The organism is Sphingomonas sp. Root241, assembly GCF_001428865.1.
Classification (GTDB): Bacteria; Pseudomonadota; Alphaproteobacteria; order Sphingomonadales; family Sphingomonadaceae; genus Sphingomonas.
On the sequence record NZ_LMIV01000001.1, the window covers coordinates 334219 to 352803 of the forward strand.

The 18585-nt window shown below is 66.7% G+C and carries 16 protein-coding genes; 5 read left to right on the top strand and 11 right to left on the bottom strand.

Going from position 1 to position 18585, the window contains the following annotated elements; all coding sequences use genetic code 11:
• Positions 1-93 precede the first annotated feature (93 nt).
• On the top strand, positions 94-1149 hold the full coding sequence (locus tag ASE13_RS01690; protein ID WP_082596320.1) for a mannose-1-phosphate guanylyltransferase/mannose-6-phosphate isomerase: 1056 nt from the start codon (positions 94-96) through the stop codon (positions 1147-1149).
• A 40-nt stretch (positions 1150-1189) separates the two neighbouring features.
• On the opposite strand, the gene pepF is transcribed toward ASE13_RS01690, so the two are convergent.
• The 6 genes from pepF to ASE13_RS01720 form a co-directional block, all read right to left on the bottom strand.
• On the bottom strand, positions 1190-3055 hold the full coding sequence (pepF, locus tag ASE13_RS01695) for an oligoendopeptidase F (protein WP_056610551.1): 1866 nt from the start codon (positions 3053-3055) through the stop codon (positions 1190-1192).
• A 97-nt stretch (positions 3056-3152) separates the two neighbouring features.
• Positions 3153-3395: a hypothetical protein gene (locus tag ASE13_RS01700; RefSeq protein ID WP_056610556.1), complete on the bottom strand. Its 243-nt coding sequence runs from the start codon at positions 3393-3395 to the stop codon at positions 3153-3155.
• Between the two features lie 136 nt (positions 3396-3531).
• On the bottom strand, positions 3532-5178 hold the full coding sequence (gene groL, locus ASE13_RS01705; RefSeq protein ID WP_056610559.1) for a chaperonin GroEL: 1647 nt from the start codon (positions 5176-5178) through the stop codon (positions 3532-3534).
• Positions 5179-5231: 53 nt separating this feature from the next.
• Entirely contained in the window at positions 5232-5519 is a 288-nt protein-coding gene (gene groES, locus ASE13_RS01710) for a co-chaperone GroES (protein ID WP_056610562.1), read from the bottom strand.
• 362 nt (positions 5520-5881) lie between these two features.
• The gene (locus tag ASE13_RS01715; protein WP_156404683.1) at positions 5882-6328 is read right to left on the bottom strand and encodes a YrhA family protein; all 447 of its coding nucleotides are present in this window, start codon (positions 6326-6328) and stop codon (positions 5882-5884) included.
• Positions 6329-6372: 44 nt separating this feature from the next.
• Positions 6373-7569 carry an HNH endonuclease gene (locus ASE13_RS01720; protein WP_056610568.1) on the bottom strand — a complete coding sequence of 399 codons (1197 nt, stop codon included), beginning with the start codon at positions 7567-7569 and terminating at the stop codon, positions 6373-6375.
• Positions 7570-7692: 123 nt separating this feature from the next.
• Here ASE13_RS01720 and ASE13_RS01725 point away from each other — a divergent pair, with 123 nt between their 5' ends.
• The 3 genes from ASE13_RS01725 (at position 7693) to ASE13_RS01735 (ending at position 11020) form a co-directional block, all read left to right on the top strand.
• The gene (locus ASE13_RS01725) at positions 7693-8481 is read left to right on the top strand and encodes a DUF2189 domain-containing protein (protein ID WP_056610572.1); all 789 of its coding nucleotides are present in this window, start codon (positions 7693-7695) and stop codon (positions 8479-8481) included.
• An 89-nt stretch (positions 8482-8570) separates the two neighbouring features.
• Positions 8571-10463 carry a signal peptide peptidase SppA gene (gene sppA / locus ASE13_RS01730; RefSeq protein ID WP_056610575.1) on the top strand — a complete coding sequence of 631 codons (1893 nt, stop codon included), beginning with the start codon at positions 8571-8573 and terminating at the stop codon, positions 10461-10463.
• A complete protein-coding gene (locus ASE13_RS01735) occupies positions 10460-11020 on the top strand; it encodes a GNAT family N-acetyltransferase (RefSeq protein WP_056610578.1) in 561 nt (186 codons plus the stop codon). Before sppA ends, ASE13_RS01735 begins: the two co-directional genes overlap by 4 nt.
• A gap of 3 nt (positions 11021-11023) precedes the next feature.
• Here ASE13_RS01735 and ASE13_RS01740 read toward each other — a convergent pair whose 3' ends face one another.
• Positions 11024-11656 carry a trimeric intracellular cation channel family protein gene (locus ASE13_RS01740; RefSeq protein ID WP_056610581.1) on the bottom strand — a complete coding sequence of 211 codons (633 nt, stop codon included), beginning with the start codon at positions 11654-11656 and terminating at the stop codon, positions 11024-11026.
• 78 nt (positions 11657-11734) lie between these two features.
• Between ASE13_RS01740 and ASE13_RS01745 the strand changes: the two genes are divergently transcribed.
• Complete coding sequence (locus ASE13_RS01745) at positions 11735-12400, top strand: YoaK family protein (RefSeq protein ID WP_056614544.1); 666 nt, start codon at positions 11735-11737, stop codon at positions 12398-12400.
• Here ASE13_RS01745 and ASE13_RS01750 read toward each other — a convergent pair.
• The 4 genes from ASE13_RS01750 to ASE13_RS01765 all read right to left on the bottom strand — a co-directional run bounded on the left by ASE13_RS01750 (position 12380) and on the right by ASE13_RS01765 (position 18553).
• Positions 12380-12832, bottom strand: coding sequence for a DUF2314 domain-containing protein (locus ASE13_RS01750; RefSeq protein WP_235536808.1), 453 nt, complete (start codon positions 12830-12832; stop codon positions 12380-12382). The genes ASE13_RS01745 and ASE13_RS01750 overlap by 21 nt on opposite strands.
• 5 nt (positions 12833-12837) lie before the next feature.
• Positions 12838-14232: a dihydrolipoyl dehydrogenase gene (lpdA, locus tag ASE13_RS01755; RefSeq protein ID WP_056610587.1), complete on the bottom strand. Its 1395-nt coding sequence runs from the start codon at positions 14230-14232 to the stop codon at positions 12838-12840.
• Positions 14233-14367: 135 nt separating this feature from the next.
• A complete protein-coding gene (gene odhB, locus ASE13_RS01760) occupies positions 14368-15609 on the bottom strand; it encodes a 2-oxoglutarate dehydrogenase complex dihydrolipoyllysine-residue succinyltransferase (RefSeq protein WP_056610589.1) in 1242 nt (413 codons plus the stop codon).
• Between the two features lie 13 nt (positions 15610-15622).
• A complete protein-coding gene (locus ASE13_RS01765; protein WP_082596321.1) occupies positions 15623-18553 on the bottom strand; it encodes a 2-oxoglutarate dehydrogenase E1 component in 2931 nt (976 codons plus the stop codon).
• Positions 18554-18585 lie beyond the last annotated feature (32 nt).

An 18585-nucleotide genomic window follows, 5' to 3' on the forward strand; every position in this document is an offset into this window, starting at 1 on the left:
CAGCAACGGGACAGGCAACCGTTTCGGCCGGGCATCGTTTAGTTTCTCGGGGCAAGTACCTATATCTACAGCCTAATCAGGGAGCCATTCGTCATGCCGGAAGCCAAGCCGATCATTCCCGTGATCCTGTCGGGGGGATCGGGGACGCGGCTGTGGCCGTTGTCGCGCCCGGAACAGCCCAAGCAGCTGCTGCCGCTGACCGCCGAGGAGACGATGCTGCAATTGACCGCGCGACGCACGACGGGCGAGCGTTTCGCCGGCCCGATCGTCGTCGCGAACGCCTTCCATGCCGATCAGGTCGAAGAACAACTCGCCGCTGTCGAGGCCAGGGCGCAGGCGTTGATCCTCGAGCCGATGGGGCGCAATACCGCGCCGGCCATCGCGCTCGCCGCGATCGCCGCTGGGGGCGGGAGCGATCCCATTCTCGTGATGCCGTCGGACCATGTCATCGCCGATGTCGACGCATTCCATGCGGCGATCCACGCGGCGCTGCCGCTCGTGCAGGAAGGGTGGCTGGTCACCTTCGGGATCGCACCGGACGCGCCCGAGACCGGCTATGGCTGGATCAAGGTCGGCGAGGCGCTTGGCGAAGGCGTACACCGCGTCGATCGCTTCGTGGAGAAGCCGCCGCGCGACAAGGCGGAAGCGATGCTCGCCTCGGGCGATCACGCCTGGAACGGCGGCATCTTCCTGTTCCGCGCCGACATGTATCTGGGCGCGCTGAGCGTCTTCGCGCCCACCATGCTGGTGGCGGCGCAGCGGGCGATGGAAAAGGCGCGCCGCGAGGGCAAGCGCGTCTGGCCCGATGCCGGGGAATTCGCGCAGTCCCCCTCGGATTCGATCGACTATGCGGTGATGGAGAAGGCGCCGCGCGTGGCGGTGGTTCCGGTCGCGATGGGGTGGAGCGACGTCGGCAGCTGGGATGCGCTCCACGCGATCAGCGAATGCGATGGACAAGGCAATGTCAGCCGCGGCGATGTCGTCCTGATCGACGCGGAGAACTGCCTCGTCCGCAGCGAAGCGGGCAAGCGCATAGCATTGGTCGGCGTGCGCGATCTGATCGTGGTCGCGGCGGGGGACGACGTTCTCGTCCTCCCGCGCGGGCGCAGCCAGGACATCAGGAAGATCATCGAGGCGATGAAGCAGTGACGGCCGGCGAGCGCGGCGTCCGGCCGCGCTCGCCCTATCGTCAGGCCAGCAACGCCTCGGCCTGGTCGAGCGTGTCCTTGAACGTCGCGACCAGCGCCTGATACGGCGCCGGCGACGCCATATCGAGCCCGGCGCGCTTCAGGATGTCGACCGGATAGTCCGAACCGCCGGCCTTCAGCACCGACAGATAATTGTCGCGCTCCTTCGCGCCGCCCTTCAGGATCGCCTGCGCGAAGTAGGTCGCCGCCGCGATGCAGGTTGCGTACTGATAGACGTAGAAGCTGTTGTAGAAGTGCGGGATGAACGCCCATTCGTTCCCGTAAGCCGGATCCAGGCCCATCTTGGGTCCGTGATAGCGCTTCAGCAGGTCGAAATACACGTCGGTGAACTTCTTGCCCGACAGGCCTTCGCCCGCCTCGGCCAGATCGTGCGCCTTCAGCTCGAACTCGGCGAACATCGTCTGGCGATAGAAGGTGCCGCGGAAATTCTCCATCTGCTGGCCGAGATAGAAGAGCTTCTCCTCCTTGGTCTTGGCGTTCTTCAGCATGTACGCGACCAGCAACTGCTCGTTGGCGGTCGAGGCGATCTCGGCGAGGAAGATCGGGTAATCGGCCTTTTCATAAGGCTGCGCGGCATTGGCGAGCAGCGAGTGCAGCGCATGGCCCCATTCGTGCGCATAGGTGCTCAGCCCGTCATATTTCTCGCTGAGGTTGAGCAGCAGATAGGGATGCACCTCGTACGCGCCGGGGTTCATGTACGCGCCGGGCCGTTTGCCCTCGCGCGGCCACGGATCCATCCACTTCGCCGCGGTCGCCTTGGCGATGCGTGCCTGGTAATCGGGGCCGAGCGGCTTGACCGCCTCGAGCGTCAGCGTGCGCATCTGGTCGAGCGTGAAGTTGCGGTCGAGCGACACCAAGGGCGGATAGATGTCGTAATAAGCGATGTCGGGGAGCTCGAGCATGCGACGGCGCAGCTCGAAATAGCGGTGCAGCTGCGGCAGGCCCTTGTTCGTCTCGGCGACCAGGGTGCGATACACCGCCTCCGGCACGTTGTTGCCGGAGAGCGCGGCAGCGAGCGAGGTCGGGTATTTGCGCGCCTTGGCGTAGAAGATGTCGCCCTTGACCTTGGCGTTGTAGGTCGCGCCGAACGAGTTCTGGAACTTGCCGTGCGCGCCCCAGAAGGCGTCGAACACCGCCTTGCGATCGGCGCGGTTGGGCGCGTCGCGGTTGAGCGTATAGCCCTGGCTGTCGAGCCGGACCTGCTTGCCGTCGGATAGCTTGATCGTCGGCCACGGAATGTCCGACGAGCGGAGCTGGCCGGAGATGTCGCCGGGCGCCTGCAGCGGCGCGGTCGCGCTCGCGAGGAGCGCCTCGCCTTCGGGCGAGAGCGTGTGTTCGGCCTGGCGGACGATATTGGCGAGGTAGAAGTCGAAGCGCGTCTTGAGCGCCGGATCGGCGGCGATGAAGCCCTGGATCTTCGCCTTGTCGATCGTCAGGATCTCGGGCGCGAACCACGCGGTCGCTTCGCCGAACGCCGTGTACAGGTCGATCGCCTGCGCCTGCTTCTCCTGCCACGCGGCGACGCGGACGTCCTCGTCGCTCTTCAGGCTGACATAAGTGTAGACCCGGCCGATCGTCTTGCCGAGATCGGACTGGAGAGTCAGCGCTTCGGCGAGCGTCGCGGCGCTCTCGCCCAACCGGCCTTTATATTTGGCGATTGCAGGAAGTGCCGCCAGCGCCCCCTTGCGCGCCGCATCCCAGGCGGCATCGTTCGGGTAGATCTCGGTCAGGTCCCATGCGGCGGCGCCGGCGGCCTGCGCGGCATTCTGCGCCCAGGCGGGCACCGACGTGGCGAGAGTCGCGAGCACACCTGCGGCCAGCGCATCGCGGCGAGTCAATTCGGTCATCAAAGGCTTCCCCGAAGAGGGCGCCGGTAGGCACGGCGCTGGTTTGGAAGCCGGCAATCTGTCGTGCTTTCGGGCGCGAGGAAAGCGCTTTGTTGGTTTAGGGGGCCAACACACTCCGGCCGGCGGCGTCGCGGCGAACATCGCGATATTCGGCGCGTGATATCACCACCCAGTCGCGCTTGGCGCGGCGACGCATCGGGGTCCCGCAGAAGCGGCATTTGCTGACGAAACGATCGTCGTTTCCTGCGCGCTCGATGTGCTTTTCCGAGCGATCATGCTTGCCACCGACGCAACGCAACCGTCCGGCGAACCAACTGAACACGTACGCGAACCCTTTCATGATTTTGTCATTCGGAGTTCATGATCCGGCGCCCCGGGTCAAGACCCGTGGGCCGCCTTCGTCGCAAAAACCGCCCGGAAAAGCAGAAGGGCCGGGTTTCCCCGGCCCTTCGCGTAGTTCGGAAGAACGGTAGGACTTAGAAGTCCATGCCGCCCATGCCGCCCATGCCGCCGCCGCCGCCCATGGGCATGGCGGGCTTGTCTTCCGGCAGCTCGCTCACCGCCGCTTCGGTGGTGATGAGCAGGCCGGCGACCGAGGCCGCATCCTGCAGCGCGGTGCGGACGACCTTGGTCGGATCGATCACGCCGGCCGCAACCAGGTTCTCGTAGACGTCGGTCTGGGCGTTGAAACCGAGGTTCGGATCGTTGCCGTCGAGCAGCTTGCCCGAGATCACCGCACCGTCATGACCGGCATTCTGCGCGATCTGGCGGACCGGCGCGTAGAGCGCCTTGCGGATGATGTCGATGCCGCGGGTCTGGTCGTCATTGGCGCCCTTGAGGCCTTCGATCGCCTTGGTGGCATACAGCAGAGCCGTGCCGCCGCCGGGGACGATGCCTTCCTCGACGGCTGCGCGGGTTGCGTGCAGCGCGTCGTCGACGCGGTCCTTGCGCTCCTTGACCTCGACTTCCGAAGCGCCGCCGACCTTGATCACGGCAACGCCGCCGGCGAGCTTGGCGAGACGCTCCTGGAGCTTCTCACGGTCGTAATCGCTGGTGGTGTTCTCGATCTGCTGGCGGATCGCGTCGGTGCGGCCCTTGATCGCATCGGCTTCACCCGCACCGTCGACGATGGTGGTATTGTCCTTGTCGATCGAGACGCGCTTGGCGGTGCCGAGCATGCCGAGCGTGACGCTCTCGAGCTTGATGCCGAGGTCTTCCGAGATGACTTCGCCCTTGGTGAGGATCGCGATGTCTTCCAGCATCGCCTTGCGGCGATCGCCGAAGCCCGGCGCCTTGACGGCCGCGACCTTGAGGCCGCCGCGCAGCTTGTTGACGACGAGCGTGGCAAGCGCCTCGCCCTCGATGTCCTCGGCGATGATCAGCAGCGGACGGCCCGACTGGACGACCGCTTCCAGGATCGGGAGCATCGCCTGCAGGTTCGACAGCTTCTTCTCGTGGATCAGGATGTACGGATCGTTCAATTCGACCGTCATCTTGTCCGGGTTGGTGATGAAGTAAGGCGACAGGTAGCCGCGATCGAACTGCATGCCCTCGACGACGTCGAGCTCGAATTCGAGACCCTTCGCCTCTTCGACGGTGATCACGCCTTCCTTGCCGACCTTGTCCATCGCTTCGGCGATCTTCTCGCCGACGACGGTGTCGCCGTTGGCCGAGATGATGCCGACCTGGGCGATCTCGTTGGTGCCGGCGACCGGCTTCGAGCGCGCCTTGATGTCTTCGACGACCTTGGTGACCGCGAGGTCGATACCGCGCTTGAGGTCCATCGGGTTCATGCCGGCCGCGACCGACTTCATGCCCTCGCGGACGATCGCCTGGGCGAGGACGGTGGCGGTGGTGGTGCCGTCACCGGCGAGGTCGTTCGTCTTCGACGCGACTTCGCGGATCATCTGCGCGCCCATGTTCTCGAACTTGTCCTTGAGTTCGATTTCCTTGGCGACGGTGACGCCGTCCTTGGTGATGCGCGGTGCGCCGAACGACTTGTCGATGACGACGTTGCGGCCCTTGGGGCCCAAGGTCACCTTGACGGCGTCGGCGAGGATATCGACGCCGCGCAGGATGCGCTCACGTGCGTCGCGGCTGAATTTAACGTCCTTGGCTGCCATGTTGGCTACCCTTTCGAATTGGAAAATTGGTGAAGGTTAGGCGAACGAAGGGTTCAGCCGACGATCCCGAGGATGTCGGATTCCTTCATGATGAGGAGATCCTCACCATTGACCTTGACCTCGGTGCCCGACCATTTGCCGAACAGGATGCGGTCGCCGGCCTTGACGTCGAGCGGCGTGATCTTGCCGTCCTCGCTCTTGGCGCCGGTGCCGGCGGCGACGACTTCGCCTTCCTGCGGCTTTTCCTTGGCGGTGTCGGGGATGATGATCCCGCCGGCGGTCTTTTCCTCGGCTTCGACGCGGCGGACGAGCACGCGGTCATGCAACGGACGGAAGTTCATTGCGCTGCGATCCTTTGTCAGATTGAACAAGTTTTAGCACTCACATTTGGCGAGTGCTAACGACCGGGGATATGCGCAGGCCGAGCGGATTCGTCAACGGGCATGCGATGGAATCTTTTGAACGCGGTTCGACCCATCTTGTGCTCCCGCGAAGGCCGGAGTTAGCAAAACTTCCCTCCCTGCAAGGGAGGGGCTGGGGGTGGGTGCGACCGAAGGGAGCCCATCGAACTGCTTGGAGAAAAGGAAAGCCGGGCATCGAGCCCGGCTTTCCTTACCCACCCCTAGCCCCTCCCTAAAAGGGAGGGGGAATTTGAATGCCGGTACACCCTAGCGCTCCGGCCTTCGCCGGAGCACAATGGGCCTCAGCCTCGGGTCGCGAGCAGCCGCTGGATCGCCGCGCCGACGCTGGGGAAGGTTTCGTTGACGTCGCTCGAGACCTTGTCGCGGAGCACCGGGTTGCTGCCGTCGATGTCGACGGTGAACAGGTCGATGTCGGTTTCCCCGAGCACCAGATAGCCCTCGTGGCCGGGACCCTCGCGCCACAGCTTGTTCGCTGCGATCAAACCTTGCCAGAAACCGCCGGGGCCGGGGTTCGCCTCGCTCTGCCAGCTGCCGTAGAGCACGAGGCCGTCGAAATCCACGCCGTCCGAGCGGCGCAGCAGCGCGGCGTAACCGTCGGGGAGCGTCGCGCCGAATTCGCGCTGGAGCGCTGCGCGCAGCGCCGCGATCCGAGTCTCGTCGGCGCCGGACTGGACGATCTCGCCGACCGCCACCTGCGCCTCGCGCGCCGCCACTATCACTGCGTCCATGCCATTTTCTCCGGCCATCGGCGTTCAGCGTCCCGTGCGATCCTTCACGGCGTGGGAGGATAGACGAAGCCGCGGGGTATCGGGAAGTCTATCTGCCGGCTCTGCCCGACCGTGAGATCGCCGACCAGGGTGCGCTGCGCGTTGGTGAGCGCGAGGTGGTGCGGATCGTTCTTGATCAGCACGAGATTGTCGAAGCTGTTGGTGCCGCCGTCGTCGATCGGCAATTTGTGGTGGACCTGCCAGCCTTGTGGCACGCGGCCCGAGGCGATGCGGTCGATCGCCGCCTGGTCGAGCCCCGCGCGGCGCAGCGCGTCGACCTTGGCCGGATCGCCCGCGAGATCGCGCAGGAAATCCCCGCGCACTTTCGAATCGAAGCTGTTGCGGAGCGCCTGATATTCGACGCGATCGCGCTTCACATAGTTCACCGGCACGGCATCGACGCCGCTCAGCTCGACCGTCTGGCCGCGCACCGTGCCGCGATAGATGCCCTCGTCGGCTTGCCGCGCGCCTGCGCCGAAGAATTCGTCGAGCTGGCCCTTCATGCGGTTGATCGCGTCGCGCGCGCTGCCGGGGAGCGCGTCGATCGCGCCCTGCGGGATCGCGTCGACGGCGTTCTTGACCTGGCGCAGTGCCGGTTCCAGCCCCTTGCGCAGCGCGGGATTGGTGGCGACGGCCGACACGGCATCGCTGACGGTCTGCGCCCATTTGCCGACCTTGCCCGCCTTGGCCGCGTCGCCGAGATAGGGGAGCATTCCGGCCGCCGAGAGCACGCCGTTGACTGCGTGGCCGCCCGCCGCGCCGAAATCGCCCGAGAAGAGCGATCCGATCGCGCGGCCCGCCGAAATGACCGTGTTGCCGCCGTCGGAGAAGGGCGTCGGCTCGACGATGCCGGTGATGTCGAGCGCGAGCTGGGTGAGATCGAGCCCGAGCTCGACCGGATTGGGGCCGGCATCGTTCGCGGCCGCCGGCGGCGTGGCGCCCGCCGTGGTGTCGCCGTCGAGCGCGCGCGCGAGCTCGCCGCGCTCGACCGGGGAAAGGTTGCGATCGATTTCCGCCTCGATCCAGCCGGCGGCGGCGGGGTTCTCCTGCCGCAGACGCTCGACGCTGGCGGCAAGGCCCCGGACGTCGACGCCGTTGGACGAGCGGTTCGCGCTGAGCGCGAGCTGGGCCTGGGTGGCGAGTTGCGGGCTTGGCGGGCCGCTCGGATTTTCTGCGCCGGTAGAGCGGGCGGGATCGACCATGACGGGTCTCCGTGACGTGCGTCGATCCATTAGCCCGTGCCGGCATGGGCGGCTGTAATCGATTCGCTTATCGCCCGCGACAGGCGTACAATCCCCTCGCCGGGGATATCGAAGGAGCGCGTCATGACTGTCGCTCGTATCGAACGTGCCGAACGCCCTGCGGAGGCGCATGACGTCCGCATCCTGGAAACCGCCGATCTGCGCGATTCGCTGCGCCAGGGCTGGGCGGATTTCGTCGCGCATCGCGGTGATCTGATCTTCGTCGGGATCATCTATCCGGCGGTGGGTTTTCTCGCGGCGGTGATCGCATTGGGCGGGCCGCTCATTCCCTTGTTCTTCCCGCTCGCGGCGGGGATCGGCCTGCTCGGGCCGGTCGCGGCGTCGGGCTTCTACGAGCTGGCGCGGCGGCGCGAGCAGGGGCTGCCTTCCGGCTGGTCGCATTTCTTCGACGTGGTGCGGCGGCCGTCGTTCGACGCGTTCATGGCGGTGACGGGATTGCTGCTGCTGATCTTCTTCGCATGGCTGGTCGTCGCGATGAGCCTCTACACCGCGCTGATCGGGCCTGCGCCGGAGAGCATATCCGCCTTCGCGACGCGCCTGTTCACCACGCCCGAGGGCTGGACCTTGATCGTGCTCGGCAATCTCGCCGGCCTCGCCTTCGCCGCTCTGGTGCTGACCGTCAGCGTCGTGTCGATGCCGATGCTGGTTGACACCGATGTTGACGCCCGCACTGCCCTCCACACCTCCCGAATGGCGGTGATGGCGAACAAGGGCGTGATGCTGCGCTGGGGCGTGATCGTCGCGGCATTGCTGGTGATCGGGTCGATCCCGTTCTTCGTCGGACTGGCGGTGGTGCTGCCGGTGCTCGGCTATGCGACCTGGCATCTCTATACCAGGGCTGTGGTGCGCTGAGCGACCCTGTATTGCGCCGATAATACACGTGCCGTTTACTCGCCCGGTGCCATCCGGTAGCAGGAAGGCGCAATGAAGGAGCGGCGCAGGTGAGACTGGTTCGGGGCGCGTGGAAGATTCTGGTGGGCATCAAGGACTTCCTGGTCCTGATGCTGATGTTGCTGTTCTTCGCGGGGTTGTTCGCGGCGCTGTCGTATCGGCCCAACAAGGCGGCGATCCACGACGGGGCGCTGGTGTTGGCGCTCGACGGGACGGTCGTCGAGCAGCCCGAGCAGCCCGATCCGCTCTCGCGTTTCGGCGGTGGCGAGGTGATGCGGCAGCACCGGCTGCGCGACGTGGTGCGCGCGCTCGACGCGGCGCGGACCGACGACCGCGTCAAGGCAGTGGTGCTCGATCTCGACCGCTTCATGGGCGGTTATCCGGCGACGATCACCGAAGTGGCCGACGCGGTCGGGCGCGTCCGCGCGAGCGGCAAGAAGGTGCTCGCTTACGCCACCGGCTATACCGATGACGGCTATGCGCTGGCGGCCAACGCCAGCGAGATCTGGGTCAATCCGCTGGGCGGCACCCTGTTCGCCGGGCCGGGCGGCACGCAGATCTATTACAAGGGGCTGATGGACAAGCTCGGCGTCAATGCGCACGTCTACAAGGTCGGCAAGTTCAAGTCGGCGGTCGAGCCCTATATCCGCAGCGACATGTCACCCGAGGCGCGCGAGGCCAATCAGGCGCTGTACGGCGCGATCTTCAGCCAGTGGCAGGAGGGCGTGGCCAAGGCGCGGCCCAAGGCGCGGATCGCCGATTATCTGAGCAAGCCTGACGAAGTGGTGGTCGGCGCGAAGGGCGACATCGCGGCGGCGAACCTGGCTTACGGGCTGGTCGACAAGGTCGGCGACCGGCTCGCTTTCGGCAAGCGCGTTGCCGAGATCGCCGGCGCGCCCTCGGGCAAGCCAGCGGGCAATTTCAAGGCGATCAAGCTCGCCGACTGGGTCGAGGCCAATCCGGCGCCGACGAGCGGCGACGCGATCGGCGTGATCACTGTCGCGGGCGAGATCGTCGACGGCAAGGCGGGACCGGGCACCGCCGCCGGCGACACGGTGAGCGGGTTGCTGCTCAAGGGGTTGGCTGAGAAGAAATTGAAGGCACTGGTGGTGCGCGTCGATTCGCCGGGCGGATCGGCGATGGCATCCGAGCAGATCCGCCAGGCGATCCTGCAGGCCAAGGCGCAGGGGCTGCCGGTGGTGGTCTCGATGGGCAGTCTGGCGGCGAGCGGCGGCTATTGGGTGTCGACTGCGGGCGACACGATCTTCGCCGAGCCGAGCACGATCACCGGATCGATCGGCATCTTCGGCGTGCTGCCTTCGTTCGAGAACAGCCTCGCCAAGATCGGCCTGACCACCGACGGCGTGCGCACGACGCCGCTGAGCGGCCAGCCCGACGTGATGGGCGGAATCAATCCGGCCACCGATCGCATCCTGCAGGCGGCGATCGAGAGCGGCTATGGCCGCTTCATCAACCTGGTCGCGCAATCGCGCAAGCTGACGCCGCAGCGGGTCGACGAGATCGGGCAGGGCCGGGTGTGGATCGGCGGAGTCGCGCACCAGTTGAAGCTGATCGACCGGTTCGGCGGGATCGACGCGGCGATTGCGGAGGCGGCGACGCGGGCCAAGCTCGATCCGAAGAATGTCCATGCCGTGTACCTGGAGAAGGAGCCCGACGCGTGGACGCGCTTCCTCAGCGATGTGCTGGCGGGTGACGATGATGATCGTGACTGGGCGGATCAGCCCGCGGGCGCTGACCTTTATGGCCGGATCGCTGCCGAGCGCCGTGCGCTGCTCGGCCAGGCACTGGGCGATGCCCGGCGGCTGGCGCTGGGCGGTTCGGTGCAGGCGCGCTGCCTCGAATGCATGGCGATGGGGCCGGCGGCGGTTCGCGCGGAAGACCGCAGCCTGCTCGACCTGCTGATCGCGAGGATCGGCCTGTGATCGCGATCCGCGCAGCCACGCCCGAAGATGCCCCGTCGATCGCCGCGATCTATGCGCCGCACGTGCTCACCGGCACTGCCTCGTTCGAGATCGATCCGCCCGACGCGCGCGCGATGCGGACGCGGATGGCTGCGAGCGAGGGGCTCTATCCGTGGATGGTTGCGACCAATGGCGACATGGACGGCGGCGTGATCGGCTATGCCTATGCCAGCAAGTTCCGCGATCGTCCGGCCTATCGCTATGTCTGCGAGACCTCGATCTATCTGACCGACGCGTCGAGCGGCTCGGGCGTGGGCCGCCTGTTGTACGGGGCGCTGGTCACGACGCTGCGGGCACAGGGTTTCGTGCATGCCATCGGCGCGATCACTCTCCCTAACGACCGTTCGATCAAGCTGCACGAGGCGGTCGGGTTCCGCCGGGCGGGGGTGTATCGCGAGGTCGGCTTCAAGCACGGTCAGTGGATCGATGTCGGCTTCTGGCAGGTCCAGCTCAACGAGCCGGTGGTGCCGCCGGTCGAGCCGCGGAAATTCAGCGAGGTCGGGGTCGTTCGGCCCTGAGCTTTACCGTCGTCCGCGATAGGCCGGCAGGTGGATCTTCCAGACGATCGCGGCGGCGCGCAGCGCGAAGCCCGCGGCGGCGGCGATCAGGCCGGCGGCTAGCGGCGTGAGGCCGGCGAGGCTCAGCCCGACATAGACCGCCGAGGCGAGCGCGGCGGCGGTGACGTAGAGCTCGGGACGCATCAGGATCGAGGGTTCGCCGACCAGCACGTCGCGGATGATGCCGCCGACGCATGCGGTCATCACGCCCATCAGCGCCGCGGGGATGGGCGGGATACCGTAACCGATCGCCTTGGCGGCGCCGAACGCGGCATAAGCGGCGAGCCCGAAGGCATCGAGCCAGTCGAAGGTGCGGTCGCTCCACCAGCGCTGCGGCGTCAGCCACACCGCCACGGCGACGGCAAGGATCAACGCCGCCACCTTCGGGTCGAGCACCCAGAAGACCGGCGCGCCGATCAGCAGGTCGCGCACCGTGCCGCCGCCCACGCCGGTGATCAGCGCGAAGAAGGCGGCAGTGACGAAGGTCTGCCCGCGCCGCGTCGCCGAGAGCGCGCCGGTCGCGGCGAACACGGCGATGCCGCACATGTCGAGCCAGGGGAGGATCGGGCCGATCTGCACGGCGACCTGGATTTGCATGGCGGCTTTCTCTCCTGTCGGCGCGGAGAGGTCAAACGCGGGGTGGCGGTGGGCGATGCAGCGCGGCATGATGCGCGCATGCATCGGACTGAATCGCCGCTCATCGCAGTCGCCGTCTGCCTGGCGGCGCTCGCGGGCTTCGTCGATGCACTGGCCTTCACCAGCCTGGGCGGGTTCTTTGCGTCGTTCATGAGCGGCAATACGACGCGGCTGGGCGTGGGACTCGGCGCCGGGATAGGCGGCGACGCGCTGGTCGCGGGCGCGCTGGTGATGAGCTTCGTCGGCGGCGTGATCGTGTCGAGCGTGCTCGTCCGCGCGGCGGGAGAGCGGCACAAGGCGGCGGTGATGGCGGTGGTCACCGCGCTGCTGACCTTGGCGGCGATCGTCGGCACGGTGACTCCGGGGCCGCTGGTGCTCGTCCTGCTCGCCATGGCGATGGGCACCGAGAACGGCGTGTTCAACCGCGACGGCGAAGTGACGATCGGGCTGACCTACATGACCGGATCGCTGGTCAAGATCGGCCAGAAACTGGCAGGCGCGCTGATGGGCGATCGCGACCGCTGGAGCTGGGTGCCCTATCTGGCGCTGTGGCTCGGCTTCCTCGCCGGCGCCGTGTCGGGCGCGGCGAGCCAGATGCGCTGGGGCTGGAACGCGCTGTGGCTGGCGGCGCTGATCGCCGCAGTGCTGACGCTGGCGATCGCGCGGCTCACGGGCGCGCGGCCGCTACCAGCCAAACCGGTCTAGCAGAGCGCGCGCCTCCGCGGCGGGCATGCGCGCGATCAGCACCCGCATCGTCGCTCCGCCCAGCATCGTGCCGTCGCGCCAATAGGCCCAGTCGATAACCTCGCGGTCGCGGACGGTGACTTGCTGGCCCTTGGCGAAGCGTGTGTCGCGGGGTGCATTGGCCAAGCGGGCGATGCTGGTGTCGCCCTGGTGCGAGACGATTTCGGCCCAGACGAACTCGGCCGGAGCCTCGGGGATCACATCGAACTTGATCAGGAAGCCGCCTTCGCCCGGAGAAGGTGCGTTTACGTGGCCGAAGAATACCGGCAGGCCCGCGCGGGCCTTTGCGACGGCAGCGCGCATCTCTGGATCGTTTTCGGCGACGCCGAGCGTAGCGTCCTGGGCATGGGCGGCAAGCGGCGCGGCGAGCAACAGCAGCGCCGCGCCCCGCATGCGCATCACACGTGGATCGGCTTGCCGAGTACGCCCATCGCGGCTTCCTTGATCGCCTCGCTGTGCGTCGGGTGGGCATGGCAGGTGTAGGCGATGTCTTCGGACGTGGCGCCGAACTCCATCGCCTGCGCGACCTGCGCGATCATCGTGCCGGCGACGCTGGTGATGATCCACGCGCCGAGCACGCGATCGGTCTTCGCGTCGGCGATGACCTTCACCCAGCCGACGGTGTCGTCGATCGCCTTGGCGCGGCTGTTGCCCGCCATCGGGAACTTGCCGACCTTGATCTCGCCCTTTTCCTTCGCCTGCTCTTCGGTGAGACCGACGCCGGCGATTTCGGGGTGCGTATAGACCACGCTCGGGATGACATCGTGGTTCACGATGCCGGTGAGCCCGGCGATATTCTCGGCGACCGCGATGCCTTCGTCCTCGGCCTTGTGCGCGAGCATCGGGCCGGGGATGACGTCGCCGATCGCCCAGACGCCGTCGACCTTGGTCCGGAAGCTGTGGTCGGTCTCGACCTGGCCGCGCTGGTTGGTGGCGAGGCCGATCTTGTCGAGGCCAAGGCCGTCGGTGTTGGGCTTGCGGCCGATCGAGACGAGCACGGCATCGGCTTCGATCGTCTCAGGCGTGCCCCCCGCGGCAGGCTCGACCGTCACGGTGGCCTTGCCGCCGTTGACGGCGACGCCGGTGACCTTGGTCGAGAGCTTGATCTCCATGCCCTGCTTCTTGAAGATCTTGGCTGCCTCCTTGCGGACTTCGCCGTCCATGCCGGGGAGGAGCTGATCGAGGAACTCGACGACCGTCACCTTCGCGCCGAGGCGCTGCCAGACCGAGCCGAGCTCCAGCCCGATCACGCCGCCGCCGATGACGACCATGTGCTCGGGCACCTTCTCCAGTGCAATCGCGCCGGTGGAGTCCACAACCATCTTCTGGTCGATCTCGACGCCGGAGAGCGGGGTGACCGAGGAGCCGGTGGCGATGACCACGTTCTTGGCGGTGACCGTGCGGTCGCCGACCTGGACGGTGTGCGCGTCGATGAAGGTGCCGAGGCCCTTCACCCATTCGACCTTGTTCTTCTTGAACAGGAACTCGACGCCGCCGGTCAGGCCCTTCACGGCCTTGTCCTTGTCGGCCATCATCGCGGGGAGGTCGAGCTCGACGCTGCCGAGCTTGACGCCGTGCTTGGCGAGCGCGCCCGAGGCGGCTTCGTAGAACAGCTCGGAGGCGTTGAGCAGCGCCTTGGACGGGATGCAGCCGACATTGAGGCAGGTGCCGCCCAGCGTCTCGCGGCTCTCGACACAGCCGGTGCGCAGGCCGAGCTGTGCGGCGCGGATCGCGGCGACATAGCCGCCGGGGCCGGAGCCGATCACGAGGACGTCGAAGTCGTATTCAGCCATTTTCTTCTCTTCCTTGTTCCCCGGCGCAGGCCGGGGCCCAGTTTCGAGACGGATTTGGTGAGCGTCTCGCGTCGTTACAAATCTCCGTGCAACTGGGCCCCGGCCTTCGCCGGGGAACAGGTGCGTGGGTCGAGCTTACAGGTCGATCAGCAGCCGGGTCGGGTCCTCGATCGCGTTCTTCAGCGCGACGAGGAAGGTCACTGCCTCGCGGCCGTCGATCAGGCGGTGATCGTAGCTGAGCGCCAGATACATCATCGGGCGGACGACGACCTGGCCGTCGCGGACCACCGGGCGGTCCTCGATGCGGTGGAGGCCGAGCACTGCCGACTGCGGCGGGTTGATGATCGGCGTCGACATCAGCGAGCCGAACACGCCGCCGTTGGAGATGGTGAAGGTGCCGCCCTTCATCTCTTCCATCTTGAGCGTGCCTTCCTTGGCGCGCTTGCCGAAATCGCCGATCGTCTTCTCGATGGCGGCGACCGACAGGTCCTGCGCGTCGCGGATCACGGGCACGACGAGGCCCTGCGGCGCGGAGACCGCGACCGAGATGTCGGCATAATCGTGATAGACGATCTCTTCGCCGTCGATCGACGCGTTGACCGACGGGATGTCGCGCAGCGCCTGGACGGCGGCCTTCACGAAGAAGCCCATGAAGCCCAGGCGGACGCCGTGCTTCTTCTCGAACAGATCCTTGTACTTGGTCCGCGCGGCGATGACTTCGGTCATGTCGACGTCGTTGAACGTCGTCAGCATCGCGGCGGTGTTCTGCGCTTCCTTGAGCCGCTTGGCGACGGTCTGGCGCAGGCGCGTCATCCGGACGCGCTCTTCCTTACGCGCGCCGGCCGGAGCAGCGGCGGCGGGTGCCGGGGTGGCGGCAGGAGCGGGCGCGGCGGCGGGCTTGTTGCTCGCGGCGGCGATCACGTCGTCCTTGGTGAGGCGGCCGTCCTTGCCGGTGCCCTGCACGGTCGAGGGATCGACGCCGGTCTCGAGCACGGCGCGGCGGACCGATGGCGACAATGCGGCGGCAGCGTCGCCATCGCGCTCGCGGACCTGCTCGCCGGGCCCGGTCTGCTCGCCGGTGGTGGCGGGCGCAGGGGCTGCGGGAGCCGAAGCCGGGGCAGGCGCGGCGGCGGTCGTGCCGCCACCTTCGCCGACCGTCGCGATAATCGCGCCGACCGCGACGGTGTCGCCGACCTTGACCAGCTGATCGCCCATCACGCCGGCGACGGGCGAGGGGACCTCGACCGAGACCTTGTCGGTCTCGAGGCTGGCGATCGGCTCGTCGAGCTTGACCGGGTCGCCCGGATTCTTGAGCCACTCGCCGAGCGTCGCTTCGCTGATCGATTCGCCGAGGACCGGGACCTTAACGTCTGCCATCTCTTCTACCTCGTTAGGACTTGCGGGTCCGGCGAATCTCTTCGCGGACGTTGTGGCCGAGCGCTTCGGCGACCAGCGCCCCCTGCTCGGCGGTGTGACGTTTCATCAGGCCCGTCGCCGGCGATGCCGCCGCGGCGCGGCCGGCATAGCGCGGGCGCTGGGGCTTGACGCCGGCGTCGATCAGGGACTGCTCGATGAACGGCTCGACGAAGAACCAATAGCCGTTGTTCTTCGGTTCCTCCTGCGCCCAGATCACCTCCTCGAGGTTGGTCATGCGCTTGAGGCGCGCGGTGAGCGGCTCGCCCGGGAAGGGATAGAGCTGCTCGATTCGGACGATTGCGGTGTTCTTGTCGCCCGCCGCGTCGCGCGCCTCGATCAGGTCGTAGGCGACCTTGCCGGTGCACAATACGAGGCGCTTCACGTCCTTGTCGGCGGGAGCCGAGGGATCCGAGAGGATCCGCATGAAGTGGCTTTCGCCGATAAAGTCTTCGGCCTTCGATACCGCCAGCTTGTGACGGAGCAGCGACTTGGGCGTCATCACCACCAGCGGCTTCCGGAAATTCCGGTGCATCTGGCGGCGGAGCATATGGAAATAGTTCGCCGGGGTGGTGATGTTGGCGACCTGCATATTGTCTTGTGCGCAGAGCTGGAGGAAGCGCTCGGGGCGTGCCGAGCTGTGCTCGGGCCCCTGGCCTTCATAGCCATGCGGCAGCAGCATCACGAGGCCGTTCGCGCGCAGCCACTTGGCCTCGCCGCTGGCGATGAACTGGTCGATCATGATCTGCGCGCCGTTGACGAAATCGCCGAACTGCGCCTCCCACAGCACCAGTGCCTTGGGGTCCGCCGAGGCATAGCCATATTCGAAGCCGAGCACGCCATATTCGGAGAGCGGGCTGTCGAGCACTTCGAAATTGCCGTGCGGGATCGTCTGGAGCGGCACATATTTGTGCTCGTCCTTCTGGTCGACCCAGACGGCATGCCGCTGGCTGAAGGTGCCGCGACCCGAATCCTGCCCCGACAGGCGGACGCCGAAGCCTTCGGAAAGCAAGGCGCCGAACGCCAGCGCCTCGCCCGTCGCCCAGTCGAAATTCTCGCCCGTCTTGAACATCTCGCGCTTGGCGTCGAGCACGCGGCCAAGCGTCTTGTGGATCTCGAGACCCTCGGGAATCTCGGTCAGCGTGCGGCCGAGGCTGTCGAACAGCTTCTTCTCGATGCCGGTATCGACCGAACGACGGGCGGTTTCCGGGTCGGCGGGGGCGCCGAGGCCCGACCAGCGTCCGGCGAACCAATCGGCCTTGTTCGGGAGGTACGACTTGCCCGCTTCGAATTCGCCTTCGAGCAAGGTGGTGAACTGATGCGTCTTTTCGTCGACGAAGCCCTGATCGACGACGCCCTCGTCAGCGAGGCGCTTCGCATAGACTTCGCTCACCGGCGGGTGCTGCTTGATCTTGGCGTACATCAGCGGCTGGGTGAAGCTCGGCTCGTCGCCTTCATTGTGGCCGAAGCGGCGATAGCACCACATGTCGATCACGACGTCGCGCTTGAACTTCTGGCGGAACTCGATCGCGACCTTGCAGGCGAAGGTCACCGCCTCGGGATCGTCGCCGTTGACGTGGAGGATCGGTGCCTGGACGCCCTTGGCGACGTCCGACGGGTAGGGCGAGGAGCGTGCGAATTGCGGGCTCGTCGTGAAGCCGATCTGGTTGTTGATGACGAAGTGGATGCAGCCGCCGGTATTATAGCCGCGGATACCCGAGAAGCCGAGGCATTCCCAGACGATACCCTGACCGGCCATCGCCGCGTCGCCATGGATGAGGACCGGGAGGACCTGCTCGTGCTCGGCGAGATCGCTGCGCAAAGTCTGGAGCGCACGGACCTTGCCGAGGACGACGGGGTCGACTGCCTCGAGGTGCGAGGGATTGGCGACCAGCGACATGTGGACGCTGATCCCGTCGAACTCGCGATCGGTGCTGGTGCCGAGGTGATATTTCACGTCGCCCGATCCGGCGACGTCGTCGGGATTGGCCGAGCCGCCGCCGAATTCGTGGAAGATCACCCGGAACGGCTTGGACATGACGTTGGCGAGGACGTTGAGTCGGCCGCGGTGCGCCATGCCGTAGACGATCTCGCGGATGCCGAGCTGGCCGCCATATTTGATCACCGCCTCGAGCGCGGGGATCATCGCTTCGCCGCCGTCGAGCCCGAAGCGCTTCGTGCCGACATATTTCTTGCCGAGGAAACGCTCCCATTGCTCGGCTTCGATCACCTTGGAGAGGATCGCCTTCTTGCCGTCCGGTGTGAACTGGATGGCCTTGTCCTTGCCCTCCATCCGCTCCTGGAGGAAGCGGCGCTCCTCGACATCGGCGATGTGCATATATTCGAGGCCGACATTGCCGCAGTAATTGGCGCGCAGGATGTCGATGATTTCGCGCACGGTGGCCCATTGCAGGCCGAGCACGCCGCCGAGATAGATCGGACGATCGAGATCGCTGTCGGGGAAACCGTGATATTCGGTGCGCAGATCCTCGGGCAGGTCCTGCCGCGCGAGGCCGAGCGGATCGAGATTGGCGGCGAGGTGCCCGCGCACGCGATAAGTGCGGATCAGCAGCATCGCGCGGATCGAATCGCCGGCGGCCTTGACGATGTCGTCCTGCGACGGCGCGGCCGCGGCGGGCTTGGGCGCGGCGCCGGGCTTGGCCGGCTGGGGCGCCGGTTCCATCTGGGTCGGGTCGAGACCGGCGGTGAGCGCGTCGGTCTCGCTCAGCGGCCAGCGTGGATTGGCCCAGCTCGGGCCCTGTGCCGTATTCTCGAGGCCTTCGAACCATTGCCGCCAGCTCGGCTCGATCGAATTCGGATCGCTCTTGTAGCGGCGGTACAAAGTCTCGACGAAGGCGGGGCTCACGCCGCCGGCGATGTCGTCGAAGTCGAGGCTCTCATAGCCCATGGTCAATTCCGTTCCGTGGTAGCGCTCACATC